At 74.9% G+C, this 26,611-nt stretch carries 21 protein-coding genes and 1 pseudogene; 5 read left to right on the top strand and 17 right to left on the bottom strand.

The genetic code is table 11. The features are described from left to right. A pseudogene (locus tag ABZ479_RS39585) lies at nucleotides 1-95 on the top strand (hypothetical protein); the annotation flags it as partial. 37 nt (nucleotides 96-132) lie between these two features. On the opposite strand, the gene ABZ479_RS39580 reads toward ABZ479_RS39585, so the two are convergent. Both ABZ479_RS39580 and ABZ479_RS39575 read right to left on the bottom strand, forming a co-directional pair. Beyond that, a complete protein-coding gene (locus ABZ479_RS39580) occupies nucleotides 133-483 on the bottom strand; it encodes a hypothetical protein (RefSeq protein ID WP_500466101.1) in 351 nt (116 codons plus the stop codon). Nucleotides 484-687: 204 nt separating this feature from the next. Beyond that, entirely contained in the window at nucleotides 688-1,143 is a 456-nt protein-coding gene (locus ABZ479_RS39575; RefSeq protein WP_500466100.1) for a carboxymuconolactone decarboxylase family protein, read from the bottom strand. A gap of 178 nt (nucleotides 1,144-1,321) precedes the next feature. Here ABZ479_RS39575 and ABZ479_RS39570 point away from each other — a divergent pair, with 178 nt between their 5' ends. Beyond that, entirely contained in the window at nucleotides 1,322-3,835 is a 2,514-nt protein-coding gene (locus ABZ479_RS39570; protein ID WP_500466099.1) for a helix-turn-helix domain-containing protein, read from the top strand. Nucleotides 3,836-3,902: 67 nt separating this feature from the next. Here the strand turns inward: ABZ479_RS39570 and ABZ479_RS39565 are convergent, their stop codons facing one another. Beyond that, nucleotides 3,903-4,742 carry a helix-turn-helix transcriptional regulator gene (locus tag ABZ479_RS39565; protein ID WP_500466098.1) on the bottom strand — a complete coding sequence of 280 codons (840 nt, stop codon included), beginning with the start codon at nucleotides 4,740-4,742 and terminating at the stop codon, nucleotides 3,903-3,905. Nucleotides 4,743-4,926: 184 nt separating this feature from the next. On the opposite strand from ABZ479_RS39565, the gene ABZ479_RS39560 reads away from it, so the two are divergent. Continuing rightward, nucleotides 4,927-5,658, top strand: coding sequence for an SDR family oxidoreductase (locus ABZ479_RS39560; RefSeq protein WP_500466097.1), 732 nt, complete (start codon nucleotides 4,927-4,929; stop codon nucleotides 5,656-5,658). 132 nt (nucleotides 5,659-5,790) lie between these two features. On the opposite strand, the gene ABZ479_RS39555 is transcribed toward ABZ479_RS39560, so the two are convergent. The 8 genes from ABZ479_RS39555 to ABZ479_RS39520 all read right to left on the bottom strand — a co-directional run bounded on the left by ABZ479_RS39555 (nucleotide 5,791) and on the right by ABZ479_RS39520 (nucleotide 18,438). Beyond that, nucleotides 5,791-6,015: a DUF6479 family protein gene (locus tag ABZ479_RS39555; protein WP_500466096.1), complete on the bottom strand. Its 225-nt coding sequence runs from the start codon at nucleotides 6,013-6,015 to the stop codon at nucleotides 5,791-5,793. Nucleotides 6,016-6,112: 97 nt separating this feature from the next. After that, nucleotides 6,113-6,562 carry an ATP-binding protein gene (locus ABZ479_RS39550; RefSeq protein ID WP_500466095.1) on the bottom strand — a complete coding sequence of 150 codons (450 nt, stop codon included), beginning with the start codon at nucleotides 6,560-6,562 and terminating at the stop codon, nucleotides 6,113-6,115. 62 nt (nucleotides 6,563-6,624) lie between these two features. Then, nucleotides 6,625-7,647, bottom strand: coding sequence for a baeRF2 domain-containing protein (locus ABZ479_RS39545; RefSeq protein WP_500466094.1), 1,023 nt, complete (start codon nucleotides 7,645-7,647; stop codon nucleotides 6,625-6,627). A 170-nt stretch (nucleotides 7,648-7,817) separates the two neighbouring features. Then, complete coding sequence (locus ABZ479_RS39540; protein WP_500466093.1) at nucleotides 7,818-8,354, bottom strand: NUDIX hydrolase family protein; 537 nt, start codon at nucleotides 8,352-8,354, stop codon at nucleotides 7,818-7,820. A gap of 77 nt (nucleotides 8,355-8,431) precedes the next feature. Further along, nucleotides 8,432-9,070 (bottom strand): PAS domain-containing protein, encoded by a 639-nt coding sequence (locus tag ABZ479_RS39535; RefSeq protein ID WP_500466092.1) that lies wholly within the window; start codon nucleotides 9,068-9,070, stop codon nucleotides 8,432-8,434. 99 nt (nucleotides 9,071-9,169) lie between these two features. Further along, the gene (locus tag ABZ479_RS39530) at nucleotides 9,170-10,123 is read right to left on the bottom strand and encodes a fatty acid desaturase family protein (protein WP_500466091.1); all 954 of its coding nucleotides are present in this window, start codon (nucleotides 10,121-10,123) and stop codon (nucleotides 9,170-9,172) included. Beyond that, nucleotides 10,113-11,033, bottom strand: a complete 921-nt coding sequence (locus ABZ479_RS39525) for a pyridoxal-phosphate dependent enzyme (protein WP_500466090.1) — start codon at nucleotides 11,031-11,033, stop codon at nucleotides 10,113-10,115. Before ABZ479_RS39525 ends, ABZ479_RS39530 begins: the two co-directional genes overlap by 11 nt. Nucleotides 11,034-11,112: 79 nt before the next feature. After that, entirely contained in the window at nucleotides 11,113-18,438 is a 7,326-nt protein-coding gene (locus ABZ479_RS39520; RefSeq protein WP_500466089.1) for a non-ribosomal peptide synthetase/MFS transporter, read from the bottom strand. 314 nt (nucleotides 18,439-18,752) lie between these two features. Here ABZ479_RS39520 and ABZ479_RS39515 point away from each other — a divergent pair, with 314 nt between their 5' ends. Continuing rightward, complete coding sequence (locus ABZ479_RS39515; RefSeq protein WP_500466088.1) at nucleotides 18,753-19,640, top strand: LysR family transcriptional regulator; 888 nt, start codon at nucleotides 18,753-18,755, stop codon at nucleotides 19,638-19,640. A 105-nt stretch (nucleotides 19,641-19,745) separates the two neighbouring features. Here the strand turns inward: ABZ479_RS39515 and ABZ479_RS39510 are convergent, their stop codons facing one another. The 6 genes from ABZ479_RS39510 to ABZ479_RS39485 form a co-directional block, all read right to left on the bottom strand. Next, the gene (locus ABZ479_RS39510; protein WP_500466087.1) at nucleotides 19,746-20,993 is read right to left on the bottom strand and encodes an MFS transporter; all 1,248 of its coding nucleotides are present in this window, start codon (nucleotides 20,991-20,993) and stop codon (nucleotides 19,746-19,748) included. 186 nt (nucleotides 20,994-21,179) lie between these two features. Further along, complete coding sequence (locus tag ABZ479_RS39505) at nucleotides 21,180-22,457, bottom strand: cation:proton antiporter (protein WP_500466086.1); 1,278 nt, start codon at nucleotides 22,455-22,457, stop codon at nucleotides 21,180-21,182. A gap of 2 nt (nucleotides 22,458-22,459) precedes the next feature. After that, complete coding sequence (locus ABZ479_RS39500; RefSeq protein WP_500466085.1) at nucleotides 22,460-22,930, bottom strand: cation:proton antiporter regulatory subunit; 471 nt, start codon at nucleotides 22,928-22,930, stop codon at nucleotides 22,460-22,462. 169 nt (nucleotides 22,931-23,099) lie between these two features. Further along, complete coding sequence (locus ABZ479_RS39495; RefSeq protein ID WP_500466084.1) at nucleotides 23,100-23,471, bottom strand: ClpX C4-type zinc finger protein; 372 nt, start codon at nucleotides 23,469-23,471, stop codon at nucleotides 23,100-23,102. A 112-nt stretch (nucleotides 23,472-23,583) separates the two neighbouring features. Then, nucleotides 23,584-24,279: an SDR family oxidoreductase gene (locus ABZ479_RS39490; RefSeq protein WP_500466083.1), complete on the bottom strand. Its 696-nt coding sequence runs from the start codon at nucleotides 24,277-24,279 to the stop codon at nucleotides 23,584-23,586. Between the two features lie 183 nt (nucleotides 24,280-24,462). Further along, the gene (locus ABZ479_RS39485; RefSeq protein WP_499606779.1) at nucleotides 24,463-24,903 is read right to left on the bottom strand and encodes a MarR family winged helix-turn-helix transcriptional regulator; all 441 of its coding nucleotides are present in this window, start codon (nucleotides 24,901-24,903) and stop codon (nucleotides 24,463-24,465) included. Between the two features lie 164 nt (nucleotides 24,904-25,067). Here ABZ479_RS39485 and ABZ479_RS39480 point away from each other — a divergent pair, with 164 nt between their 5' ends. Next, complete coding sequence (locus ABZ479_RS39480; RefSeq protein WP_500466082.1) at nucleotides 25,068-26,522, top strand: MFS transporter; 1,455 nt, start codon at nucleotides 25,068-25,070, stop codon at nucleotides 26,520-26,522. Nucleotides 26,523-26,611: the final 89 nt, after the last annotated feature.

Raw genomic sequence — 26,611 nt, 5'->3', positions numbered from 1 at the left:
TGCTGCTGTCCCAGCCGGACAACGGTGAGCAGGCCCTCGAGATCACCGACATGCTGATCCGCTCCGGCGCGCTGGACCTCATCGTGATCGACACCCACGTCCGGGGCACCGGCGGCTGCCGCGTCCGCGCCGTCACGAGCAGCGCAGGAGCCGGCGCGGCCCGATCCCGTCGTCGTGGATGAGCCGGATCTCGGTGTCGGCCATGCCGTCGTACCCGCTCAGGCACGAGGCGTCGATCTCGTCGCCGGCCAGGGAGATGGCGATCCGCTTCGCCTCCATCGCGTCGTCCGCGCGGTCCACCACGTAGTAGAGCCAGGTGGCGATCGGTCCCCGCGCGCAGACCCGGAACCCGACCAGCCACTTGTCCGCCGGGGTGGCGCGGCACACCGAGATGTCCGGGCACCGTGGCGCGAGGGAGCACCCCACATGGCCGTGTCCGGGTGTTTGCCCGAGTCCGGACGCGGCCCTGACGATGTGCAGCATCGCGCGCCTCCTCAGACGTCGGTCGTGCCCGGTGGCACACGAGAAGAAGTTGACCCGTCTACCACTTGACCGGACAGCCCTCCGCGGTGTGACAGGTGCCGCGGGCGAGGCGAGGGCGGGGGCGCCCCGTTCGTGCGGCCGTGCCGGGCACGCCGGCCCCGGGCGGCGCGTCGTGGACGCGGCCCGGGAGCGGACGGCGCGCCCTCATCCCCAGGCGCCGGCGATCTGCCGGGTCGTCGCGTTGAGCCGGTTGAACAGGTTGGTCACGCCGATCATCAGCACGATCGCGGCCAGCTGCTTCTCGTCGAAGTAGGTGGCGGCGGTGTCCCACACCTCGTCACCGACCGCGTCGGGGCGGTCGGCCAGCCGTGTCGCGGCCTCGGCCAGCGCGAGCGCCGCCCGCTCCTCCTCGCTGAAGTACGGGGCCTCCCGCCAGGCCGCGACCGTGGCCAGGCGCTCGTCGTCCACCCCCGCCTTGCGGGCCGTCCTGGCGCCGCCGTCGACGCAGGCGCTGCAGCCGTTGATCTGGCTCACCCGCAGGTGCACCAGCTCCAGCGTCTGCGCGTCGACCCCGCCGGAGTGTGTGGCCTTGATCAGTTCCTGGATGGGCTGCATCGCGCCGGACAGGACCATGGCCGGGTTCTGCATACGGGACTGCATCGTGGTTCTCCCTCTTCCGGTTCGGCGCCCCGTTCCCCGGGGCGTGACTCCATGACAGCGCCCGGGACTTGCCATGGCGACGGGGGTGGGACACCGTGGGACACCCCGCACCGCCGTGTACAGCGGCGATGCGGCTGCGACGGGTTGGTCCGGGGTGGGACAGGAAGGCGGGGGACGGGTGGTCGCACAGCGGCTGACGGCGGAGGACGACGCACCGGAGGAACTGGCCGCGCGGCTGCGCATGCTCCAGGAGCTGTCCGGGCGCGGGGTCCGCGCCCTGGCGCGGGACACGGGCCTGAGCTCGTCGTCGCTGTCGCGCTACCTCGCCGGCCGGACCGTGCCGCCCTGGCCGGCCGTCGTGGCCCTCTGCCGCCTCGTCAAGCGCGACCCGCGGCCCCTGCGCCCCCTGTGGGAACGGTCCTCCAGCCCCCTGCCGGCGCCCCCGAGGACCAGCCGCCAGGTCCATCCCCCGACGCCGCTCGCGTCGGCCCCGCGCCCGCCCCGCAACGACCTGCCGCGCGACGCGCCCGACTTCACCGGACGCCGGTCCGAACTCGCCGCCGTGCTCGACGCGGTCGGCGGCAGCCGGGTGGTCGCCGTGGACGGCATGGCAGGCGTCGGCAAGACCTGCCTGGCCGTGCACGCCGCGCACCGCCTCGCCGCCGACTACCCCGACGCCCAGCTCTACCTGGACCTGCACGGCTTCACCGAGGGCCGCAGGCCGCTCGACCCCGACCCCGCGCTGCGGGCGCTGCTCGCCGCCCTCGACGTCCCCTCGGAGCGGGTCCCGCAGGAGGGCGTCGAGCAACTGGCCGCCTGCTGGCGGTCGGAACTGGCCCACCGGCGGGCCGTCGTCGTCCTGGACAACGCCGCCGACGCCGACCAGGTCCGCCCCCTGCTGCCCGGCGCGGGCTCCTCCGTGGCCCTGATCACCAGCCGCAACCGGCTGCTGGGCCTGGAGGAGGTGCCGCCGGTCTCGCTGGACGTGCTGACGCCGCAGGACAGCGCCGAACTGCTCGCCCGTGCCAGCGGCGAGCCCGCCGGCACCGAGGGGCGGCTGGCCCGCGACCCGCGGGCGGCGGCCGAGGTGCTGCGGCTGTGCGGCAACCTGCCGCTGGCCCTGCGTCTGGCGGCGGCGCGGCTGCGTCACCGGCCGGGCTGGACCGTGGGCGTCCTCGTCGAGCGGATGGCGGAGGGCCCGACCGAGTTCGACACGGCGTTCGCGATGTCCGTGAACCAGCTGGACCGCACCCAGCGCCGGCTGTTCCGGCTGCTGAGCCTCCTTCCGGGGGCGAGCTTCGACGAGTACGTGGCGGCCGCCCTCGCGGACACACCGCTGCGCGACGTCCGGGCGGTGCTCGAGGACCTGCTCGACGCGCACCTGGTCCAGCAGCCGGCGCCCGGCCGCTACCGGCTGCACGACCTGGTGCACCGCCACGCGCTGCGGGCCACCACCGAGCAGGACCCGGCGGCCGAGCGGGAGCGGGCGTTGCGGCGGGCGCTCGACTACTACGTGCACGCCGCAGCGGCCGCCGACGCCACCATGCCCCTGCTGTCCCGCAGCCGCGTGCCCGGCGCGGGCCCCGCCCCCGCGGAACTGCCGCGGTTCAGCGGCAAGTACAGCGCCATGGCCTGGTTCGGCACCGAGTACCCCAACCTGCTGGCCGCCTTCGAGGCCGCCCTCGCCGCCGGGGCCGACGCGCACGTGTGCGAACTGCCGCGCTTCATGCGCTCGTACTTCGCGCGGCGCTGCGGCACCACACAGCTCAACGTCCTCTTCGAGGGCTCCCTCGCCGCCGCCCGGCGCCTGGGCGATCCGCGGCAACTGGGCGAGGCGCACAGCGACCTGGGCTTCGCGCGCTACAACGCGGGACGGATGGCGGAGGCCGCCGCCGCGTACGAGGCGGCCGCCGTGCTCGTGGCGGAGACGGGGGACGTCGCGGCCGAGGCCGAACTCGCCATGCGGCGCGGCTACCTGGGCTGGGACCAGGGGTACGTGGAAGAGCCGCTGGAGCTGTTCCGGCTGGCGGGGAAGCTCTACGCGGACGCCGGCAGCCCGATGGGCACGGCCCACGCCACCGCCTACGAGGCCTGGGCCGTGCTGCAGTCGGGGCACCGCGAGGAAGCGGCGCTTCTGGCCCGCCGGGCGCTGGAGGTCCCGCACGACGACCCCGCGTGGGCGCCCGCGCTGACCGCGCTCATCACCCTCGGGGTGGCCTTGGCACACGAGGAACCCGAGGCCGCCTCCGGCCATCTGCACCACGCCCTCGCCCTGGCCCGCGAGGACGGGCACCGGCACAACGAGGCATGGTGCCTGAACTGCCTCGGAGTCGCCCTGCGCCGCATGGGCCGCTACGAGGAGGCGCTGGCCCGCCACCGCGAGGCGTTCGCGCTGCTCGACGAACTCTTCGAGGAGCAGTGGAAGATCCACTTCCTCAACGGGTACGCGGAGACCTGCCGGCTCGCGGGCCTGCCGGAGGAGGCCCTGCGGCTGCACCGCCAGGCGCTCGGCCTCGCCCCCCGGCTGGGGTACCGCTCCGAGGAGGCGAAGGCCCACGAAGGGATCGCGGCCGTCCTCGACGCCACGGATCCGTCCGCCGCCGCGGAGCACCGCGCCGCGGGCCGGGCCCTCCTGCGGGACGCCGGCCCGGACGTCCGGAGCGCGGTGCCCCAGCCCGCGGCGGGGACGTAGGGGAAGGCCGTGGACGGCTTCGACGTGCCGGACCCCCTGCCGATGCCCGGCGCGCCGCCGCGGCCGGTCAGCGGGGCTTGTCGGGGGAGGCGGAGGAGGTGAGGGAGGCGAGCGCGGCTTCGCTCGGGCTCCCCGGTTCGGGGGTTCCCACGTGCAGCAGTTGCCCGGGGGCGTCGACCACTTCGAAGGTCTGGTAGGTCAGCTCGACCCGCCCCAGCGCGGGGTGGACGAACACCTTGAAGGCCCGGGGCAGGCTGCCCACGGTCCGGTCCTCCCACAGTGCCGCGAACTCGCGTGAGGACTGGGTCAGTTCGGCGACGAGACCGGTGATGCCGGGGTCGTCCGGGAACCGCCCGGCGTTCAGCCGCAGCGCGTACACGGTGCTGCGCCGCAGCAGTTCCCGGTCCGTGAACACCTCCCCGCCGCGCGGGTGCCCGAACAGGATGCGGGGCATGTTCCGTTCGGCCCCGAAGGGCGCGAGCAGCGCCTCGGCGACCGGATTCGCGGCGAGGACGTCGAAGGCCGGGCCGAGGACGTAGGCCGCGGCGTGCGGGAACGCCCCGAGCAGCTGCAGCAGTGCGGGGTGCACGCGCCCGGGGAGGTCGTCGCCCACGAGCCGGGGGGCGAGTCCCGCCAGCTGGTGGAGGTGGCCGCGGGCGTCCGGCGTGAGCTTCAGTGCCCGGCCGAGGGCGTCGACGACCTGGGCGGAGGGGTTGCGTTCGCGGCCCTGCTCGAGGCGGGCGTAGTAGTCAGCGCTCACCCCCGAGAGCACGGCGACCTCCTCCCGCCGCAGCCCGCGGACGCGTCGCCCGGAGCCCCCCGCGGCCAGTCCCGCGGCGGCCGGCTCCACGCGCGCCCGGCTCGCGCGCAGGAAGGCGCCGAGCTCGTTGTCGCGCGGTGGTGTCATGCCCTCGATGCTAACCGCGCGCACCGGTGCGCCGGGGGCCGGGCGGCGTGCGGATGCCGGCGGGTGGGTGTGCGGCACCCAGGTTCACGGACCCTTCCTCCTGTTCCGACAGCGCGGTCGGATGGAGGGCGCGGCGGGTCGCCGCCGTGATCACACCTTCGAGAAGCGAGAAGCAGGAACCACCATGTCGACGAACCCGAAGACCGTCCTGATCACCGGTGCCACCAGCGGCATCGGCGAGGCCACCGCCCGCCGTCTCGCGCTGCAGGGCCACACGGTGCTCCTCGGCGCCCGGCGCACCGCGCGCCTGGCCGCGATCACCGACGAGTTGCGTGCCGCCGGCGCGCGCGCCGCTTACCGCGAGCTGGACGTCACCAGCCTCGACTCGGTGCGTGCCTTCACCGCCGCCGCCGTGGAGGAGTACGGCCGCGTCGACGTGCTGGTCAACAACGCCGGCGTGATGTCCCTCTCGCTCCTCGCCGACCTGCGCGTCGACGAGTGGGAGCAGATGATCGACGTCAACCTCCGCGGTGTGCTCCACGGCATCGCCGCGGCACTGCCCGTGATGCGGCGGCAGGGGGCCGGGCACATCGTGAACGTGTCGTCGGTGTCCGGCCACCGGGTCGACCCGACGGCCGCCGTCTACAGCGCCACCAAGTTCGCCGTGGCCGCACTCTCCGAGGGCCTGCGCCAGGAGAGCCGGGACGTGCGGGTGACGGTCGTCAGCCCCGGCTTCACGCAGAGCGAGCTGACTGAGCGGGGCGGCTCGGAGGAAGCCCGGGCCGCCGCCCACGCGGCCGCCCAGCAGCTCGCGATCCCGGCGTCGGCCATCGCCGACGCCATCGCCTTCGCGATCGACCGGCCGGCGGACGTCGACGTGAACGAACTCGTCGTACGTCCCACCGCCCAGGGCTGAGCGGGTGCCGGCCACGCCGCCCCGCCCGTCACCGGGTGGGGCGGGCGCCGGACCGGCGTTCTTTCCCGTCGCGGCGGGCGTGAGCGTACGGCCTCCCGGGCCCCCGACGCCGGCCGGCCGGGCCGCCGGGGCTCAGCCGCGCCGGTGCGGGTCCCCGGCGCCGTGCTCGCCGCGGGTGCGCCAGGACCCGGCGCGAGGCTGCGGCCGCGCCTCCGGTGGCGGCTGCCGCCTGCGTACCCGGCGTCCGAAGGTCACGGCCGCGACGAGCACCACCACCAGCACGATGCCGACGACGAGCGGCACCGCGCCGACGAGGTGGTCATGGGTCAGGGCCAGGGGCATCCGTTCCGTCCGCATGGGACGCGGCTACCCCTCGGCTCCGGATGAACGCATGCCGTCGTCGCCCGGGTGCCTCACGTTCGCGCCGATGACGAGCACGTGACCTCCGCGGCGGTCAGGCCGCGGGGGCGAGCTCGGCCCAGTGCGTGGCGCGACCGGTCGCGCACTCGCAGCGGTCGCCGTGCGCCGCGGCGACCTGGTCCACGATGGTCAGGCCCCGGCCGTGTTCGCTGTCGCTGCAACTGGCGGCCCACTCCCCGATGGAGGCGGCCGGTCCGCCGTCGCTGACCTCGACGCGGACCTGCCCGTTGCCGCGTCCGTGGTCCAGGCGGAGCACGATCGGCGGCCGGGCGTATTCGACGGCGTTCGTGACGAGTTCCGAGACGACGAGCAGCGCCTCGTCGGTGGTGGCCGCCGACACCTTCCAGCGCTGCAGGGTTTCCTTGGTGAGCCTGCGGGCCTGCGCGGGGGCGTCGGCCCGGTAGGAGAGCGTCCAGCATTCTTCCCGGGCCGGCAGGCACTGCCGACCCGGCAGCTGATCCGCCACGACGGTGTCCATCCCCATCCCTCTCGTTGTACCTGTGGGTACAACAAGGCGGGGGTGCCGCCGATTCCGCGGGCCGGACGCTACGCGCCGGGGTCGCGCGGGCGCAGCAGGGCACCGACGCCGTCGTCGAGGGCGAGGGTCGCGCGGGGCACCACGACGAGCTCCGCACCGGTGCGTGCCGCGGCGCGCAGCAGGGCGGCTCCGGCGGGTTCCCCCGGCCCCGCCCGGAGCCGGTCCGGGGGCGGGGGCGGGTCGTTGACCAGGACGGCCGCGGCCCGCGCGTCCCGCAGGGCCGCGACGACGGCCGCGGTGCCCTCGCAGGCGGTGCGGTCCCGGGTCCGCTGCGCGAGGTACGCCTCCAGCCGGGCCTGGTCGGCGGTGTTGAGCCGGCCGCCCAGCGCGCGGGCGAGGTGTTCCTCCAGCACGGCTTCGTCGGGCGTGCCGCCGGGTTCGCCGGCGACCGTGACCGTGGCGTTCCCGAGGCGCTCCGGCATGAGGCCGGCCAGCACGTCCGCGGTCCGCGGGTCATCGGGGTCGCGGCCCAGCACGAGCACTTCGGCGGCGCCGCGTTCGGCGAGGTCGGCCAGGTCACCGGCGAGCGGCGGCGCGGCCTGGGGCCAGTCCTGCGCCGGTACGGTCTGCCGGACGGCGGGATCCGTGTCGGGGCGTCCGGCCGGCCAGCGTCCGGTCCGGGCGGTGACCCGGATGCCGTCCCCGTCCCCGGTGCGGCCGACGAACAGCGCCAGGTACGGGATGTCCGGCGCGCGCTGCACCACCAGCGGCAGGGCGTCCGGCAGGGCGTCGAGCTCGGCCCGGTCGCGTACCGGCGGCTCGGGCAGTTCCTCCGCCAGGACCAGTTCCCCGCGCGTGGCGAACAGGGCCTGGCCGTGCCGTCCGGGGAGGTCGTCGTCGATCCCCACCGCGGCGTGCAGGGCGTGGACGGTGGCGGGGTCGGCGCCGTGGGCGGTGAGGTCGTCGCGCAGCCGCCGCCAGCGCCGTGCGATGACCCGGTCCGCGTCCTCGACGTCGCGGGAGGTGTCCAGGTAGGCGCTCGCCCACGGGCCCGGCCGGTCGAACAGCGGTTGCAGGAACGACAGCTTCATCAGGGTGCCTCCCGGGACGGGCGCCCGCGGCCGGGAGGCGTGCGGGGCCCGTGCGATCGGAGGGTGCGCCGGCGACCGGTGTGCCGGACCCCTCGAGCGTCCCCGTACCCGGGCGGTGATCCCTTAAGCGTGGCGGCGCGGACAGCGGGCCGCCCGGGCCGCCACGCGGCTCAGGAGAGGCAGCCGACGTGTGCGAGGGCCTGCCGGAGCAGTACGCCCTGACCGCCCTGCATCTCCTGCTGCAACTGCGGCGACGACGCCTCCTGCGGGGTGAACCACACCAGGTCGAGGGCGTCCTGCCGCGGGTGGCAGTCGCCCGCGACGGGGACGACGTAGGCCAGCGACACCGCGTGCTGCCGGGGGTCGTGGAAGGGGGTCACGCCCTGCGTCGGGAAGTACTCCGCGATGGTGAAGGGCTGCGGGGAGACCGGGATGCGGGGCAGCGCCATCGGCCCCAGGTCCTTCTCCAGGTGACGGACGAGCGCCTCGCGGACCCGCTCGTGGTGGAGCACCCGCCCGGAGACGAGGGCGCGGCTGACGCTCCCGTCGGGTCCGATGCGCAGGAGGAGACCGATGTGGGTCACCTCCCCGCTGTCGTCGACCCGCACGGGCACGGCGTCGACGTAGAGGATCGGCATGCGTGCGCGGGTCAGCTCCAGCTCGTCCGTGGACATCCAGCCGGGCGTGGTTTCGGTCATGTCGGCCATCGGGTGATCGTACGCGGAGAGAACGCCACGTGGGAGTGATCGACGGCGTGCGCCGCCAACCCGTCCGACGCGCCCCGTCAGGCCCGTTCCCCCGCCGCCCTGAGCTCGGCGAGCAGCGCGTAGAGGGTCGAGCGGGACGTCCCGAGGGCGCCGGCGACGACGGGCACGGCGCCGCGCCTCGTGAAGACCCCGGCCTGTTCGAGTTCGCCGAGGACGGCGAGGCGGTCCGTGCGGTCCAGGCGGTCGGCGGGGCGGCCCCGGGCGCGGATGCGGGCGGCGATGACCCGGTCCACCTGCCGGGTCCACCCCTCCTCCAGGGACGCCTCCTCCGCGGGTGCGGCGGCCGGGGCCCCGAACGCGGCCAGGACGGCGGCCGCCCGGTCCAGTGGTGTGCGGTCCAGGTGGACGCAGAGCACGGCCGACGCGGTGCCGTCGGCGTCGCGCAGCACCGCGCTGACGGAGGACACCCGTCGGCCGCCGGGGAGCAGCGTCTCCCGGGGGCCGTCGACGTCGTCCGCCGGGCGCGCAGGCGGCCCCAGTTCGCCCGGCAGCGCCCGGTCCCCGGCGGCGCGGCGCGTCACCGGGTTCCAGACGGCCAGGACGCGCTCCTCCCCGGCGTCGTGCAGGACCACCTCGGCGTGCGGGCTGAGGAGCCTGGCCACGGCCTCGCAGGCCGGCCCCCACAGCGCGACGCGCGGATCGATGTCGTCGTCCACCCGGAACCCCTTCCTCCCCCGGGACCGTCCCCCGCTCCGGCCGTGGCCGCGGGGGAGGGCCGTCGTGTCTCGTGGCGGTGCCGGGAGGGCACCGTGGCGCTACGGAGCCGCGGGACGGTCCCTGAGCGCCCGCCACAGGATCCGGTAGAAGTCCGCGTAGCTGCGCTCCACGTGCACGGCCAGCGAGCGCGTCTCCTCGTGCCGCTCGCCGAGGCGGTTGATCGGCACCGTCATCGCCGCGTGGTGCTCGATGTGCAGGTTGTTGCCGTTGGTGAACCAGGTGCTCAGCCGACTGCCGCGGATCGAGCGGGTGTTGCGCAGCACGTCCGTCGTCTCCGTGTCGCACAGCAGGTGCTCCGGCAGCTCCACCAGGAAGTGCAGCGGGACGGCGAGCAGCAGCGGGAGGACCCACAGCCGCAGCACGTACTCGCCGTGGCCGAGGACCGCCAGGACGGCCGCGCCCGCCACCGCCGCGCCCAGCAGGGCGTGTTCGGTCACGATCCGCCGCCGCATCGCCGGGGCGACGTGCCCGAACGCGTACGTCCAGCGCCCCGTGACCGCGCGTACGACGTCCGCGCCGACGGTGCCCAGGCGCGGGTAGTCCAGCAGCCCGCGCAGCAGCGCCCGGAAGGTCAGCGGTCCCCGGGTGTCGAAGCCGAAGAACTCCGTGTCCTGCGGGGTGCCCAGGTAGCGGTGGTGCTGCAGATGGCGCACCCGGTAGTGGCTGTAGACCACGAGGAGCGGCATCCCCAGGGGCACGCCCACCAACCGGTGGGGGAACGCGCGCCGGAAGGCGGAGTGGTGCAGGCACTGGTGCTGCAACTCGACGGCGTGGGTGAACATGGCCGCGAGCACGACGATCCCGGCGCCCGCCGCCCACAGGTTCCGCTGGACGGCCAGCACGGCTCCGGCGCAGGTGAGGAGCGCCAGGAGGGCCAGCTTGCCGAGGAAGACCCGCTCGTCGGAGGACGCCACCCGCAGCCGTGCGAACAGGACGGCGGGAGCTACGGGCGGGGCGCTCTCGCGCTCGGGGAGGAGCCGGTCAACGGCCACTGAGCACCACCACGTGCGTACCGGGCACCAGGCCCTCGGAGCGGGCGGTGCGGAGCAGGCCCGCCAGCGCGACGGCCCCGGCGGCGGTCGGGAAGGCGCCGTACCCGGCCAGCGCGTCACGGGCGTCGCAGAGCTCCCGGTCGTCGGCGCCGAGGACGGTGCCGCCGGTGGCCGCGATCGCCGTCATGGCCTCGTCGCCCTGCAGGGCGTGCCAGTTGACGAGCGGCTGGTTGTGGTCGGTGGTGGAGACGGACTCCGGCGGCAGGGTCCGGTACGGGCCCGGCCAGCAGGTCACCATCGGGTTGTTGCCGGCCGAGCCGACACCGTTGATCACCGTGTCCCAGCCGAGCAGCTCCAGTTGGCGCCGTACCGCGATGGCGGTCGTGCCGTTGCCGACGGGCAGCCAGATCGCCGCGGGCGCTTCGGGCATCGCGGCCCGCAGCGCGGACACGACCACGCCGTGGCCCTCGAACACGGCCTCGACGTAGGGGCCGTCCACGTTGCCGTCGACGCAGTCCCCGGTGGCGGCCAGCCGGCGGGACTCGTCCACGGCGTCCTCGTAGGCCCCGTCCACGAGGTGGACGCGGGCGCCGGCGGCGCGCATCGCCTCGCCGCCGTCGCTCCAGCCGGAGGGGAGGACGACCGTGCACTCCACGCCGGCGACCTGGCAGGCCGTGGCCATGGCCCGCCCGTAGTTGCCGCAGGTCGCGATGGTGACGTGCCGGTGGCCGTCGGCCACGGCGCGGGCCACGACGGCGCGGGCGGCGGGCTCCTTGTGGCTTCCCGAGGCGTAACGCGTCTCGTCCTTGACCAGGACCCGGGCGCCGGGCACCAGGGCGGAGACGTCGATGAGGGGGGTGCCGAAGGCGTCCGAGGGCGCTTCGGCGGACAGCGGTGCGGGGGTGGGCATGACGGTTCCTTCGGGGGTGGTGGAGGGACGTGCCTCCGGCGCCCGGCACGGTCGTGACGGGCACCGGCGTGCGGGGGTGTCAGACGCGGGCCGCGGCGAGCTGGGTGTCGGCGTGGCCCTGGAGGTCGTCGAGGTCGCCGAGTTCCGCCGGGGGCAGGGCGTCGGGCAGGTCGTCCTCGAGCAGGCGCAGCCGGGGGTTCGCCCAGCCGCGGGCCGCCCAGCCCAGCTGCAGCAGTCCGCTGACGACGACGAGCAGCGCGAGTCCGCGGCCGGGCCCGGTGCCGAGCAGCACGCCGACCGTGTCAGCCAGGGCGCCCGCGGGCTCCAGGAGCGGCTTCACGTAGTGCTCGGCCAGGGGGCCGACGACCAGGTAGCCGAGCGGCATGGTCAGCATCATCAGCGTCATGAAGATGGCCAGCACCCGGCCCTGGAGTTCCAGGCCGACCTTGGTCTGGACGAGGGCGATCCAGTGGCCGTCGGCCAGGGACTCGCCGAAGGCCAGCAGGAACATCCCGGCGACGATCAGCGCCGGGCTGTCGAAGCCGACCATCACCATCGCCAGGCTGGCCACCGCCATCGAGATGATCATGCCCTGCGCCCTGCGGGCCGTGCCGCCCCACAGACCCATCACCAGGCTGCCGCACAGGCCGCCGACACCGGCGGCGCCGAGGGCCGTGCCCAGCATGAGGGGGGACTGCTCGATGAGCAGCATGGGGGTGATGACCGCGAACCCGAGGGTGTAGAAGGCGTGGTCGATGACGAAGAAGCGCAGCGCCGCCCGGAGCCCGGGCCGGCGGGCGATGTAGCGCCAGCCGCCGGTGATCTCCCTGCCGAACGACTCGTCGCGGCGGCGGAAGAGGGTGTCGGGGAAACGGACCACCAGCAGGGTCACGACTCCCGCCGCGAAGCTGCACACGTCGATCATGATCACGCCGGAGACGCCGATGACCCCGATCAGCCCGGCGCCCATCATGGGCGCGAAGACCGTCCCCACCCCCACGCCGAGCTGGCTGATGCCGTTCGCGTGGCCGAGGTACCGCTTGGGGACCAGCTGGGCCACCGCGGCCAGGTAGGCGGGGCGCTGGAAGGCGCCCGCGACGGAGGTGACCGACACGGCCAGGTAGACCTGCCACATCTCCAGGCCGCGGCCGAGGACGAGCAGGCCGAGCCCGCCCATCGCCAGGCCCGCCACCGCGTCGCTGGTCAGCATGATCACGCGGCGGTTCCAGCGGTCCGCCACCGCGCCGGCCAGCGGCCCGGCGAGGATGCCGGGGAGCATGCCCACCGCGTTGACCACCGCGAAGTCGGCGATCGAGCCGGTGCGCTGGTACACCCAGATGCTCAGGACGAGGGTGCTGAGGCTGCTGCCGATCATCGACAGGAACTGCCCCAGTGCCACGACGGCGAACCGGGACAGGCTCGGTTCGGTGCCCCTGGCGGCCTTGACGCCCTCGGCGCGTTCCGCCGGCCGCCCGCCCGGCGGAACCGGCCCGGCCTCCCCGTTCGCGACCCCCCGCCCGGCGGACCGGGCCCCGTCCGGCGGTGTGGCGTCCTGCGCGGCGGGTGGCTCCTGCCACCGCTCGGCGTGCTCCACCAGCGTCCGGGCCAGCGGTTCGGCGTGCGTCTTGACGAAGAAGTGGCCCGCCTTGGGCAGCACCGCCAGGGAGACGTCGTCCGCGAAGTGCTCCCACTCGTGGTGGCGTTCCTGGTACAGCTCGGTGACCCGGTCCCGGGAGCCCACCACGCTGAGCACCGGGGCCCGCAGCCTGGTGGCCGCGGCGTCCTGGTAGGCCCTGGTGTAGTACTCCTCGGCGTCCCGCGCGTCGTGCCGCACGTTGCGCAGCACGAACTGCTCCTGCTCGGGGTCGTCGAGGTCGGTGAAACCGCCCCGCGCCCGCAGGTAGGAGAGGTACTCCCGGTCGGAGGTGAGCCAGTCGGTGGGCAACAGCCGGTACAGCCAGTCGAAGAACCGCCCGGGCAGCCGCGCCGTGGGGAAGCTCGCGCCCAGGCCGACGCCCACGACGTCGACGCCCGCGGCCTCCGCCTGGCGTGCGACCTCCAGCGTCACCGCCGTGCCCAGGCAGTGCCCGTAGAACAGGACGGGACCCTTCACCTCGCCGAGTTCCGCCACCACCCGGGCGGCCACCTCGGCGCCCGGCAGCAGCGCGTCGTCCGGCCTGCTCATGTCGTGGCCCGGCAGCTCGACCGCGTACAGCCCCCACTGCGGCGGCAGTTGCTCGGCCAGCGGCCGGTACGCGACGGCGCTGCCGCCGGAGAACGGCACGGCGACGACCGTGACGCCGCCCGCGCCCGGATCGGCGTCCTGCCCGGACAGCCGGTGCAGCAGCGGTGCCGGCTCGGCCCCCTGCTCCTCGCCGCGCTCCGCGCGGTCCGCGAGCAGCGCGGCGAGCGCGCGCACCGTCGGGGTGCGGTACAGCTCCACCAGCGCCAGGCCGGGGTCGATCTGGCGGACGATCCGCAGCGCCGCGAAGGAGTCCCCGCCGAGGGAGAAGAAGCTGTCGTCGATGCCGACGGCCTCCTCCGGCACGTTCAGCGTCGCGGCCCAGATCGCCGCGATGCGCCGCTCGGCCGCGTTCCGTGGAGCGGTGCGCGCCGGAGCGTCGGAGGCGTCGGGCGGGGCCGGCAGGGCGCGCCGGTCGAGCTTGCCGTTCGGGGTGAGCGGCAGCCGCGGCAGGAACACCACCCGCGCGGGCACCATGTGCGTGGGCAGCCCGGTCGCCAGGGCCTCGCGCACCGCCGCCTCGGTGAGCACGGCCTCCGGCGCCGTCACGAGGTAGCCGACGAGCTGCGCGGCCCCGGAGGGCAGGGTGTGCACCGCGGCCGCGGAGGCCGCCGCGCCGGGCAGCGCACCGAGCGCCGCCTCGACCTCGCCGAGCTCCACCCGGTAGCCGTTCACCTTGACCTGGTCGTCCAGCCGGCCGAGGAAGTCCACGGTGCCGTCGCGGCGGTAGCGCGCACTGTCCCCGGTCCGGTACATGCGCGCGGTGGCGTCCGCGCCGTCCGCGCCGTCCGGGGCTGCGTACGGGTCGGGGACGAACCGCTCCGCGGTCAGCTCCGGCCGCTCGTGGTAGCCGGGCGACACCCCGGCGCCGCCCAGGTGGAGTTCGCCGACCACACCGGGCGGCACCGGCGCCCCGTACGCGTCCAGCACGTACACCCGGTTGTTGGGGAACGGACGGCCGATGGGCAGCGGCGCCTCGGCGGGCAGGTCGTCGACGTCCCCGTCGAAGTACACGTTGTCGACGGTGACCTCGGTGACGCCGTACGCGTTGACGACCCGGTTGCCGGGGCCGACCAGACGCTGTGCCCGCTGGTACTCGCGGACCTGCCACTTCTCGCCGCCGCCGATCAGCAGCCGCACGAAGTCCAGCCGCTCCCCGGCCTGTTCGGCGTGGGCCAGCAGCGCCCGCAGCACGGCCGGCACCAGCTCCGTGCACTGGACGCCCTCGTCGCGCATGAGCGCGTACAGCTCCGCCGGGTCCAGCAGCGTCTCGCGCGGGACGACGACGAGCCGGCCGCCGGTGCAGTGCGCGCGCAGCGTCTCGCCCACGAACATGTCGAAGGAGAAGCTCGCGGCCTGCTGGTACGTCCAGTCGGGGTCGAGGTCGTAGGCGCGCTGCCACATCGCCGCGGCGTGCACCAGGTTGCGGTGGGTCACCACCACGCCCTTCGGGCGGCCGGTGGAACCGGAGGTGTAGATGACGTAGGCCGGGTCGTCCGGCGTCCCGGCGGGCACCGGATCGGCGTCCGCCGCGGCGTCGACCAGCGCGGCGTCACGGTCGAGGGCGAGGACGGCCGTGCCCCCGGGGGCGTCCGGGGCGCCCTCGAGGTCGAGCCGGGTGACCAGCGCCACCGGTCGGCTGTCCTCGAGCATGTAGCGCAGCCGCTCGCTCGGGTACGCCGGGTCCAGCGGCACGTAGGCGCCGCCCGCCTTGAGGACGCCCCACATCGCGGCGAACAGGTCGATCCCGCGGTCCAGGCAGATCGCCACCCGCTCGCCCGGGCGGACGCCGCGCTCACGCAGCAGGTGGGCGATGCGGTTCGCCCTCCGGTTGAGCCAGTCGTAGCTGACGGTCCGCGGGCCCGAGGTCAGCGCGGGCGCGTCCGGCCGCCGTGCGACGCAGCGTTCGAAGACCTCCTGGAGGCTGTGCGCCGGGGGGATTGCGGCGGCGCTGTCGTTCCAGGTGTGGAGGACCGTGTGGCGCGCGGCCTCGCTGAGCAGCGGCAGTCGGCCCACCTCGGTGCCGGGTGCGGCGGCCGCGGCGTGCAGCAGGGTGAGCAGGTGGTCGACGAGGGCCTCGACGCGCTCGGCGTCGAAGAGTTCGGCCGCGTAGTCGACGGTCAGGACCGGTCCGCCGGCGGGGAAGTCCAGGCCGATCGCCAGGTCCGCCATGGTCGCGGCGGGGGCCTCGTCCCCGGCGTAGGAAACGAGCGGGTCGCGCGGTGCCGCCGTGTTGTGCACGGTCACGCTCACCCGGCTCAGCGGGTCGTGCCTGCCCGCGCCGGGCCGCCGCACCGCCGCCGCGATCTCCGGCAGCGGCAGGGCCTGGTGCTCCAGGTCGCGCAGGACCGCGTCCCGGACCCGGCCCAGCAGCGCGGCGAAGCTCGGCTCGCCCGTCAGGTCGCCGCGCAGCGGCAGGATGTTGAGGACGGAGCCCACCACGCCGTCCAGCGCGGGATCCTCCCGTCCCGCCACCGGGGCCAGGACCGTCACGTCACTGCGCCCGCTGTACCGGCCGAGGACGACCTGCACACCCGCCAGGACGAGCATGAAGAGGCTGACCCGGTGTTCCCTGGCACACGCGTCCAGCAACGCGAGCGAGCCCGGGTCGAGGCCGCGGGTGACCCGGCCCGCGCGGTGGCTCGCCACGCCGGGCCGCGGACGGTCCGCGGGGAGTTCCAGGTCCAGGTCGGCGCCGTCGAAGCGGTCGCGCCAGTAGGCCGCGAGCCCGGTGTCACCGGACGCGGCCGTCGCCTGCCGGGCCACCTGCGAGAGGCGGTCGGGTGCGGCGCGGCGCGGCTCGCGCCCGGCGCTGAGGTCGCCGTATACCTCGGCCAGCGCGTCCCCGAGGACGCCCACGGACCAGCCGTCGAAGACCAGGTGGTGGACGGCGAGGAGGAGTTCGTCGCCGTCCGGCGTCCGCAGCAGCACCGCGCGCGCCACCGGGCCGCGCTCCAGGTCGATCCGCTCGGTCACGATCCGGCGCCGCTCCTCGGCCGCCCGCGCCCGTGCGGCGTCCGGTGCCAGGTCCCGCAGGTCGACCTCGCCGTACGGGACGGTCGCGGAGCGGTCGACGTCCGTCACCGGCCCGTCGCCGGCGTAGGGGAAACGGGACACCAGGGCGGGGTGGCGGGCGGCCAGCACGGCGAGGCACCGGGGCAGCAGCCCGGGGCGGACGGGCTCCGCCCACCGGTAGCGGATGCCGAGGGTGTGCACCGGCAGTTCGGGACTCACCTGCTCGGCCATCCAGAAGTCCCGCTGCAGCGCGGTGAGCGGGAACCGCGACGGCTCCTCGGCGGGTTCATCCCCGTCGTGCGCGGCAGCGGCCGGCACCGCGGCGGGGAGGACGCCGGCGACCTCGGCGAGCGTCGGCGCCGCGTAGAGCGCGCTGAGCGTGAGGTCGGCGCCGTGCGCGTGCCGCAGCCGGCTGATCATGCGGATGGCGGAGAGCGAGTCGCCGCCGAGGGCGAAGAAGTCGTCGTCGGGGCGGATGTCACCGGCGCCGAGCAGTTCCCGCCACACGGCGGCCACGAGCGCCTCGGGCGACGAGCCCCCGGCGCCGTCCTCCGCGACCGGGGACACCGGCGGCGGCATGGCGGCCAGCGCCGCGCGGTCCACCTTGCCCTGCACGGTGAGCGGGAAGGCGGCGTGCACGGAGAAGACGGCGGGCACGAGGTAGTGCGGCAGCCGGGCGGCCAGCTCGCGGCGGACGGCGTCGGTGCCCGGCGCTCCGTCCCCGGTCACGAGGTGGGCCGCGAGCCGCGGCGCGCCCGCACCGGTGTCGACGAGGACGACGGCGTCCGTGACGCCGCGCACCTCGCGCAACGCGTTCTCGACCTCGCCCGGCTCCACGCGGAAGCCGCGGATCTTGACCTGCTGGTCGAGCCGGCCCAGGTACTCCAGGCCGCCGTCCGGCAGTTGCCGCACCCGGTCGCCGGACAGGTACTCCCGCCGTCCGTCCGGTCCCTCGCGGAAGCGGTCCGCGGTCAGGTCGGGACGCCCGAGGTAGCCGGTGGCCACCCCCGCCCCGCCGATGCGCAGTTCGCCGGGCTCGCCCGGCGCCGCCGTCGTACCGTCCTCGGCCGCGACCCGCACGGTGACCCCGGACAGCGGCGTGCCGATCGGCACGGGCCCGTGGCCGGTCCACGTGGTGAGGTCGGCGGCGGTCGCCACGACCGAGGTCTCGGTGGGGCCGTACGTGTTGAGCAGCCGCACCCTGGTGCCGGCCAGCGCCTGCCAGCGGGCGACCGCCTTCGGGTGGACCGCCTCACCGCCGATGACCACCGTGCGTACCGTCGCGGGGAGCGCCGCCTCGCCGCGCTCCAGCGCGCCGACGAGCTCGTGCCAGTACGCGGTCGGCAGGTCGAGGACCGTGACGCCGAGTCCGGCGCAGCGGTCCAGGAAGACGTCGGGACGGCTGATCATGTCCTCGTCCCGGACGACGACCGTGGCGCCGGCGGCCAGCGGCGGGAAGATCTCCTCCACGCTGGCGTCGAAGCTGAGCGAGGCGAACTGCAGCACGCGGTCGGCGGGGGAGAAGCCGTAGCGTTCCCCGGCCGCCCGGCAGAAGTGGGTCAGGGCGCGCCGCGGGACGACCACGCCCTTGGGCCGGCCCGTCGAGCCCGAGGTGAAGACGACGTACGCGGGGTCCTCCGGCGCCGCGGCCGTGCCCGGCAGGGGCGCGGTCCCGGCGGCGTCCACCGCGAGGACCGGCGTCCCCGCCGGGAGGGAGCCGACGGTCCCGTCCGTGCCGCCGGCCGGGACCAGCACCACCCGCGGCGCGGCCTCCTCGACCATCGCCGCCAGCCGCGCCGCCGGGTAGCCCGGGTCGAGCGGCACGTAGCCGGCTCCGGCCCGCAGGACCGCGAGCATCGCCGTGACCGCGTCCCGGCCCCGGGGCAGGCACAGCCCCACCAGGTCCCCCGCGCGGACCCCGTTCGCGTGCAGCGCCCGCGCCAGCGGGGTGACGGCGTCCAGCAGTTCGGCGTAGGTCGAGGTGCCCGTCCCGTCGACGACGGCCGGGGCGTCAGGGGTCCGCCGTGCCTGTTCCTCGATCGCTGCGAGCACGTCCGTCGGCGCGTTCGCGACGGTGCCGAAGGTGACGGCATCGGCTGCCGCGGGTCCGGCCGGAGCGGCCGGGTCCACGGCCGGTGTAGCGCGCACGCGATCTCCCTGGGAGCTGTCCCTGTACTGCGGCGCCACCGAGCGGAACGCCTCGGTGAATTTGTGGTATCTGCGCGACGATCATGTGAATGATCTCGGTCACTTCGTCTGCGATCACGTGAATGGCGCGTGGTGAAAAGGCAGTTGAGGCAAATGCGACGCCGTGACGAATGGTCATTTTGTGGGGGGTGCCGGATCCGTGCCGCGCGGGTCGGCCGCCGGCCGGCCCGGCGGTGCGATGCTGGAAGCGGTGGATCATCGCCCGCGGAGGGAGCCGGCCGGCGGTCGGCCCGAGGGAAAGGCGGCTACTGCGCATGGACCTGCGGCAGATGGAAGTGGTCGTCGCGGTCGCCGAGGAGGGCGGGTTCACGGCGGCCGCCCACCGGCTGCACGTCGTGCAGTCCGCGGTGTCCGGCACCGTACGCGCGCTGGAGCGGGAACTGGGCAGCGCGCTCTTCGAGAGGACCACGCACCGGGTGTCGCTGACCCCGGCGGGGGAGGCGTTCGTGCCCGCCGCCCGTGCGGCGCTGCGCGCGGCCGAGGAGGCGCGTGCGGCGGTCGACGCGGTCCGGGGCGAACTGCGCGGGCTGGTGACCGTCGGCATGATGCAGGGGGTCTGGGCCGGTCTGCACCAGGCCCTGGGACGGCTGCGCGCGGAACACCCCGGGGTGACCGTCCGCCTGCGGCAGGCGGCCGTGGCCGACATCCGGCAGGCGCTCCGCGAGGGCACGGTGGACCTCGCCGTGGTGGCACTCGACCGGCAGCAGCAACGGGGGCTGGTGACGCGTCTGCTGTCGCGCGAGCGGATGCTCCTGGTCTCCCGGCCGGGGCGCGGCTTCGCGGCGGACGACGTGGTGACCTTCGAGGAGGTCCGCCGCCTGCCCTTCGTCGACTTCCCGCCCGGATGGGCGATCCGCGCCGAGGTGGACCGGGTCTTCCGGGCCGCCGCCGTCGAGCGGACCCAGGTGTTCGAGGTCAACGACATCGTCGCCGCGGCCGAGCTGGTCCGGCACGACCTGGGGGTGTGCATCATGCCCGCCTCGATCGCCGCCCGCTTCCCCGACCTCGCCGGACGCCGGTTCGAGCGGCACGCGCCGTCGTGGAAGGTCATGGTGGTGCGGCCGGGAGGGGAACCGGCACCCGCCGTGGAGGCGCTGCTGCGGCACATCACCCCCGGCACGGCCACCGCGGGACACGGGTGACCGGGCGTGCGGGCCGGGCCGGGTGCTCCCGCTGGGCCGCGCGCGACCGCCCGCCCTGCCCGGGGCGCAGCGCAACGGACAGGGCGGGCGGTGCGGTGCGGGCGGTCAGCCCGAGGGCTGCGGCGCGGCCGGGTTCCGCGGGCCCTTGCGGCCGGCCCGCCACTCCGTCGCCCAGTAGCCGAGGCCGATCAGGGGGAGCGCCGCCCCCAGGGCGCTGACCGCCGTCCACCCGGCCGCGTGGTAGGCCACCGAGCCGAGCTGCGACCCGAGCGCGCCGCCCACGAAGAAGAGGGCGATGAAGGCGCTGTTCAGCCGCGACCGCGCGGCGGCGTCCAACTGGTACACGGTGTGCTGCCCGAGGATGAGCGTCGTCTGCACGGCCATGTCGATCAGGACCGCGGCGAGTGCGACCAGGACGATGCTGTGCTGCCCGAAGCCCGCCACGGCGAAGGCCACGGCCGCGCCGCCGAGGGCGGTCCCCGTGACGGGGCGGACCAGCTTGCGGTCGGCCCAGCGGCCCGCCAGCGGGGCGACCGCGGCGCCTGCCGCGCCGACGAGCGCGAAGACCGCGACGCCGATCTGCGAGTAGTGGAACGGGCCGGTGAGGAGGAAGGAGACGGTGGTCCAGAAGGCGCTGAACGCGCCGAACAGGGCCGCCTGGTAGACCGCCCGGCGGCGCAGGGCCGGGTGCGTCCGCACCAGCCGTGCCGTGGAGAGCAGGACCTGGGAGTAGGGCAGGGAGGTCGTGGGGGCGTGCTGCGGCAGGGCGGCGCGCAGCGCCAGGGCCAGCAGCGCCATCAGGACCGCGGAGCCGAGGTAGACGTAGCGCCAGCCGGCGAGGTCGGAGACCAGGCTGCTGACGGTACGCGACAGCAGGATGCCGGCGAGCAGCCCGCTCATCACGCGGCCCACGACGCGCCCGCGGGCGTGGTCGGGCGCGAGGCCCGCGGCGAACGGCACCAGGATCTGTGCGACGACGGAGGTGGCACCGCTGACCAGGGACGCGACGAGCAGCACCGGGAAGGCGCCGGCGGTCCCCGCCACCGCCAGGGCGACCGTGGTGACGGCCAGCAGGACCGTGACCAGCCGGCGCTTCTCCAGCCGGTCGCCGAGCGGGACCAGCAGGACCATCCCCGCCACGTAGCCGATCTGGGTCACGGTGATCAGCGCGCCGGCCGTCGCCGTGCCCAGGTGGAAGACCCGGCTCAGCGACGCCAGCAGCGGCTGGGCGTAGTAGAGGTTCGCCACGGTCATCCCGGAGGCGACGGCCAGCAGGGCCACCAGCCATCCGGGGACGCCGTGGGCGGCCTCGGTGGCCTTGGCGGTTATCGGACGCCGTGCGCAACGGGCCATGCGGGGACGGGACACGAGGGTCCTTCTCGTGACGGGAACCGGCGGCGCGGTTCGGACGGGAGGAGCGGCGGGCGGGCGACTGCTCGTGCTGCCCGGATGACTGCTCCAGCGTCCGCGCCCGGCGATTGCTTCCCCGGCGACGGAGATGGATCACGATGTCTGTCATCTCCGGCGGAGATGACGGCCTCACCGGCCCGCGGGGTGGTCCTCGGGCGGCGCCACCTCGAAGGCATCGACGGCGAGGAGGTCGTCGGCCGCGGCCGCGTCCGCAACCGCGTCCGCGACCGCCGGCCGCGCGAACGCGTCCCGCCGCAGCAACCGGGCCGCCCCGATGACCGCGGGCTCGGCGTACCGGGCCGCCAGGGGCCCGACGACGACCAGGATCAGGACGTACGCGGTGGCCAGCGGTCCGATGCGCGGTTCCACGGCCACGGCCAGGCCCGCGATGACGATCGAGAACTCCCCGCGCGCGACGAGCGCGCCGCCCGCCCGCAGCCGGCCCCGCGCGTGGACGCCCGCCCGCCGGGCGGCGTACCAACCGGTCACGACCTTGGTTCCCGCGGTGACCACCGCCAGGGCCAGCGCCGGCAGCAGCACCGGCGGGACGGCCGCCGGATCGGTCGACAGCCCGAAGAACACGAAGAAGACGGCGGCGAACAGGTCGCGCAGCGGCGTGAGCAGACGTCCCGCGCCCTCCGCGACCTCACCGGACAGGGCGATGCCCACCAGGAACGCGCCGACGGCCGCCGACACCTGCAGCTTCTGGGAGATGCCCGCCACCACCAGCGCCAGTCCGAGCACGACCAGCAACAGCATCTCGGGGTTGTCGGACGAGACCGCCCTGCTGATCAGCCGTCCGTGCCGCAACGCCAGGTACAGCACCGTGCCCACGGTGCCGAGGGCGATCGCCAGCGTCACGCCGCCGGCCGCGAAGCCGAGGCCGGCCAGCAACGTCGTCAGCAGCGGCAGGTACACCGCCATCGCCAGGTCCTCGATGACCAGGACGCCGAGCACCACGGGCGTCTCGCGGTTGCCGAGCCGGCCGAGGTCCGTGAGGACCTTCGCGGCGACGCCCGACGACGAGATCCAGGTGACCCCGGCCAGCGCGACCGCGGCCACCGGTCCCCAGCCCAGCAGCAGCGCCGCGACCGCGCCCGGCACCGCGTTCAGGACGAAGTCCACCAATCCCGAGGGGTATTGGGCGCGCAGGTTGCCGACCAGCTCCGAGGCGCTGTACTCCAGGCCGAGCAGCAGGAGCAGCAGGACCACGCCGATCTCGGCCCCCACGGAGATGAAGTCCTCGCTCGCCGACAGCGGTACGACGCCGCCGTGCCCGAAGGCGAGACCGGCCAGCAGGTACAGGGGTACGGGCGACAGCCCGATCCGGCCCGCGAGGCGCCCGATGAGGCCGAGTCCGAGGATGACGGCCCCGAGTTCGACGAGCAGCGCGGTGGTGTGGTGCATCCTCAGCGCCCCGCCACGATCGCGGCCAGGGCGTCCACGCCCTCACGCGTGCCGACCGCCACGAGGACGTCCCCGATGGCCAGCCGGAAGTCCGGGCCCGGTGAGGGGTGCGCGCTCGTCCGCCGCAGCACCGCCACGACGGAGGCCCCGGTCAGCGTCCGGGCCCGGGTGTCGCCCAGCGGCCGCCCCGCGTACGGCGACCTCGAGTCGACCGGGATCTGCTCGGTGACCAGCCCGATGCCGTCCGTCCGCACGGCCTCCAGCGGGGTCGGGTCCAGCAACCGCGCCAGGCCGGCGGCCTCCTCGGCCTCCAGCGGGACCGACATCCCGCAGGCGTCGGGATCCTCGGCTTCGTAGAAGCCGAGGAACCGTCGTCCGTCCTGGTGCACCACCACCGACAGGTTCCGTCCGGCGCGCGTGGTCACGTCGTACTGCGTCCCGATGCCCGGAAGGGTCGTCCGACGTATGCCCATGTCCTGCCTCCCGGGCGAGCCCGCGCGTCCCGCCGCCGGCGGGGTGCTCCGACCAGCGGCTTTTACGTCCGTATTACGTTCAACCGGACGGTTCTATTCCGGCGGGACGACGCAGAGGTGCGGGCCGGGGGCTGCCGGCTGCGGGAACGGGCGGCGGGCTGCCGACAGGTCACTCCTCGCCGGAGAACCGTTCCCACGCGGACTGGCGGGTGATGCCGAGGGCCTCGCCGATCCGGGTCCAGGTGACGCCGCGGCGCCGCAACTCCAGTACCCATGACCGCAGATCGGCCTCGGCCCGGTCGATGTGCGCCGCGACGCGCGGGATGTGGTCCAGCATCTCCGGGTCCGTGAGCGACGCCCACAGGGGTGCGGGCGGCAGGGCCGTGGTCCCCAGGGTGCCGTCGATGATCGAGGTCGACAGCGCCACGCATTCGTCGCAGATCTGCACCCCGGGGCCCGCGATCAGCTTCTGGACCTCGCGGTCCGGCTTGCCGCAGAAGGAGCAGTGGGCGAATTCTTCCCGGGTGGCGGAGGGCGTCACGTTTCACTCCCATGGCGTCAGGGTTGTCCTGACAGCCTAGGGTTGTCAGGACGACCCTGACAACCCTGCCGGGCCGGCGTCCGGGTGCGCTCCGTTCGGCGCGCGCGCCGGATCAGGCGGCGGGTACGGCGGGGGGCTGGGAGAGGGCCGCCTTGACGTTCCGCGTCTGTTCGTCGGCGAGGACCTCGAGGCGGTCGTGGGCCAGTGCCTCCAGGGTCAGCTCCGCCACGCTCGCGGCACTGATCTTCGGCGCGTCCGTCCAGGCGCTGAGCTCGGTGTCCACGAAGCTGCAGTGCACGCCGACGACGAGGGTGCCCTGGGCGTGCAGGCCCTTGCGCAGCGCGTCCGTCAGTGACCATTGCGCGGCCTTGGACGCGGCGTAGCCGGGGAACTGCGGCTGTCCGACCCAGGAGGCCAGCGACAGCATGTTCACCAGTGCCCCGCCGCCGTTGCGGGCCAGCACCGGCGCGAAGGCCCGCGAGACCGCCCACGTGCCGAAGTAGTTGACGTCCATGGCCTGGCGGGCGCCGTCGAGGCCGCCCGAGAGGAGCCCGCTCGTGGCGCCGCCGATGCCGGCGTTGTTGACCAGTACGGAGACGTCGCCCGCGGCCTCGGCCGCCGCGGTCACCTGTGCTTCGTCCGTCACGTCCAGCCGCAGCGGGACGAGGTCCGGATCGGTCACGCTCCTCGGGTCCCGGACGCCGGCGTAGACCTTCGCCGCGCCGTGCTCCAGGAGCGCCCGGGCGAACGCGTGCCCGATCCCTCGGTTGGCTCCCGTCACCAGGGCGACTGATCCCTTGATGTCCATTCGGCTTCCTTTGCGACACGCCCGCTCGGCAGGGCTCGTACACGGCTCGACAGCGCGGGCTCCCGAAGGCCCGCGCAACCAGGCTAACACCTGGATTTATTTATGAAAGTCAGAGCTGTGGCGTCGGTGGGGAAGGGGGCCGGGTGCGGGCCGGACGAGCCGTGCGGCCCGCCGTCCGGCGGGTCAGGGGCGGGGCCAGGGCCGTCCGGCGAGGCGTTCGATGTCGGTGTTGAAGCGCCTGAGGTACCCGGCGAAGGCGGCGATGTCCTGGTCCGACCAGTCGGCCATGACCTTGTCCAGGCCGCCGATGATGGCGTCCCGCTCCTCGTCGAGCAGGCCGGCGCCCCGCGCGGTGATGCGGAACTTGCGGGCCATGCCGCCCTCGGGGTCGGGGATGCGCTCCACCAGGCCGGCCCGCATGGCCGCGGCGGTCTGCCGGTTGAGGGTGGAGGTGTCGAGCGCGAAGGCCTCGCTCAGTTCGCCGATCGACATCGGCCCCTGGACCCGGATCCGGCTGAGGAGGATGTAGGCGCTGCGGTCCAGCGTTCCGGACCTGTGGCGCAGCAGTTCGTGGCGGCTGAGGAGCATCTGCTCGTACTCGACCTCGTGGGTGGACCTGCCCATGTCGCTTCCGCCTCCTGCCGTTCACCCGGCCGCCGCTGTGCGTCTGCGGCGCCCGCTGCCATCCTCGCACAGGGCGTGCACCAGCCACATCATGTGCGCGATGCACTTCCTATGTACGATGCACATCTACCCGAACGTACGACCGCCAGGCGAGGAGTGCCGTCATGAACGCCCCACAACCCACAGCCCGTACGGGGGGCGTGGTCGCCACGCTGGCCCTCGCCGGCATCACCGCCGCGATCATGCAGACGCTGGTCACCCCGCTGCTGGGGGAGCTGCCGCAGATCCTGCACACCTCGTCCTCGAACGCCGCCTGGGTGATCACCGCCACCCTCCTGGTGGCGGCCGTGTGCGTGCCCGTCTTCGGGCGCCTCGGCGACCTGGTCGGCAAGCGGCCCATGCTGGTGGTCTGTTCGGTGCCGCTCGTGGTCGGCTCGGTGGTCTGCGCCCTGTCGTCCTCCGTCGTGCCGATGATCGTCGGACGGGGTCTGCAGGGCATGGGCATGGGCATGGTGCCGCTCGGCATCGCCCTGCTCCGCGACGTGGTCCCCGCGGAGAAGCTCAGCTCCTCCATCGCCCTGGTCAGCGCGTCCATGGGCATCGGCGGCGGCCTCGGCCTGCCGATCGCGGCCGCCATCGCCCAGTACGCCGACTGGCGGGTGCTGTTCTGGGGGTCCGCGGGCCTGGCCGCCGTCGTCGCGGTGCTGATCTGGTTCTTCATCCCCGAGGTTCCCGCCGGCGCCAAGGGCCAGCGCTTCGACGTGCCCGGCGCGCTCGGCCTGGGCGCCGGACTGGTCTGCCTGCTGCTGGCCGTGTCCAAGGGCGCCGACTGGGGCTGGGGTTCGGGCACCACGCTGGGCCTGTTCGGTGCCGCCGTCGTCGTGCTGGCGACCTGGGGCTGGTGGGAGCTGCGCACCCGCGACCCGCTGGTCGACCTGCGCACCACGGCCCGGCCCCGGGTCCTGATCACCAACCTCGCCTCGGTCTTCGTGGGCTTCGGCATGTACGCCGGGATGCTGGTCGTCCCGCAGTTGCTGCAGTTCCCGAAGGCGACCGGCTACGGCCTCGGCCAGTCGATGCTCGCGGCGGGCCTGTGGCTCCTGCCGGGCGGCATCATGATGATGATCGTCTCCCCCCTCGGCGGAAAGCTGACCAACGCCCGCGGCCCCAAGTTCACCCTGATCTGCGGCGCCGTGGTGCTCGCCGCCGGGTACGGTGTGTCGCTGCTGCTGACGGGCACCGCCTGGGGCCTGATGCTGGCGGTCATGGTCGTCAACAGCGGCGTGGGACTCGCGTACGGGTCGATGCCCGCCCTCATCATGGGTTCCGTCCCGCTCTCGGAGACCGCCGCGGCCAACGGCTTCAACGCCCTGATGCGCTCGCTCGGCACCTCGGTGGGCGCCGCCGTGATCGGTGTCGTCCTCTCCCAGATGACCACGACCGTGGGCGGCTACACCTTCACCTCCGAGAACGGCTTCCGCACCGGTCTGGTGATCGGCTGCGGCATCGCCCTGCTCGCCGCGCTCGTCGCCGCGGCCATCCCGGCCGCCCGCGCCGCGTCCGGCGACGCGGCGGCCGCCCCGGCCCCCGAGCTCCACAAGGCTGCCCTCGACGGCTGACCGTCCGCCCGCACCCCGCCGCGCGTCCCCTGACGCGCGGCAGGGCGGCCGGGGGGGGGGCCGCGGGGGTGTGGGGGGGGGGGGGGGGG

Origin of the sequence: Streptomyces sp. NPDC005722 (assembly GCF_040630935.1) — a bacterium.
Lineage (GTDB): Bacteria > Actinomycetota > Actinomycetes > Streptomycetales > Streptomycetaceae > Actinacidiphila.
This window is presented reverse-complemented; position numbering and strand designations above follow the sequence as displayed.

What these genes read in the sequence shown, in the direction of transcription:
- ABZ479_RS39580 (WP_500466101.1), bottom strand. Translation starts at nt 483, where the DNA reads ATGCTGCACATCGTCAGGGCCGCGTCCGGACTCGGGCAAACACCCGGA.
- ABZ479_RS39575 (WP_500466100.1), bottom strand. Translation starts at nt 1,143, where the DNA reads ATGCAGTCCCGTATGCAGAACCCGGCCATGGTCCTGTCCGGCGCGATG.
- ABZ479_RS39565 (WP_500466098.1), bottom strand. Translation starts at nt 4,742, where the DNA reads ATGACACCACCGCGCGACAACGAGCTCGGCGCCTTCCTGCGCGCGAGC.
- ABZ479_RS39560 (WP_500466097.1), top strand. Translation starts at nt 4,927, where the DNA reads ATGTCGACGAACCCGAAGACCGTCCTGATCACCGGTGCCACCAGCGGC.
- ABZ479_RS39555 (WP_500466096.1), bottom strand. Translation starts at nt 6,015, where the DNA reads ATGCGGACGGAACGGATGCCCCTGGCCCTGACCCATGACCACCTCGTC.
- ABZ479_RS39550 (WP_500466095.1), bottom strand. Translation starts at nt 6,562, where the DNA reads ATGGGGATGGACACCGTCGTGGCGGATCAGCTGCCGGGTCGGCAGTGC.
- ABZ479_RS39545 (WP_500466094.1), bottom strand. Translation starts at nt 7,647, where the DNA reads ATGAAGCTGTCGTTCCTGCAACCGCTGTTCGACCGGCCGGGCCCGTGG.
- ABZ479_RS39540 (WP_500466093.1), bottom strand. Translation starts at nt 8,354, where the DNA reads ATGGCCGACATGACCGAAACCACGCCCGGCTGGATGTCCACGGACGAG.
- ABZ479_RS39525 (WP_500466090.1), bottom strand. Translation starts at nt 11,033, where the DNA reads ATGCCCACCCCCGCACCGCTGTCCGCCGAAGCGCCCTCGGACGCCTTC.
- ABZ479_RS39515 (WP_500466088.1), top strand. Translation starts at nt 18,753, where the DNA reads ATGGACCTGCGGCAGATGGAAGTGGTCGTCGCGGTCGCCGAGGAGGGC.
- ABZ479_RS39510 (WP_500466087.1), bottom strand. Translation starts at nt 20,993, where the DNA reads ATGGCCCGTTGCGCACGGCGTCCGATAACCGCCAAGGCCACCGAGGCC.
- ABZ479_RS39505 (WP_500466086.1), bottom strand. Translation starts at nt 22,457, where the DNA reads ATGCACCACACCACCGCGCTGCTCGTCGAACTCGGGGCCGTCATCCTC.
- ABZ479_RS39500 (WP_500466085.1), bottom strand. Translation starts at nt 22,930, where the DNA reads ATGGGCATACGTCGGACGACCCTTCCGGGCATCGGGACGCAGTACGAC.
- ABZ479_RS39490 (WP_500466083.1), bottom strand. Translation starts at nt 24,279, where the DNA reads ATGGACATCAAGGGATCAGTCGCCCTGGTGACGGGAGCCAACCGAGGG.
- ABZ479_RS39485 (WP_499606779.1), bottom strand. Translation starts at nt 24,903, where the DNA reads ATGGGCAGGTCCACCCACGAGGTCGAGTACGAGCAGATGCTCCTCAGC.
- ABZ479_RS39480 (WP_500466082.1), top strand. Translation starts at nt 25,068, where the DNA reads ATGAACGCCCCACAACCCACAGCCCGTACGGGGGGCGTGGTCGCCACG.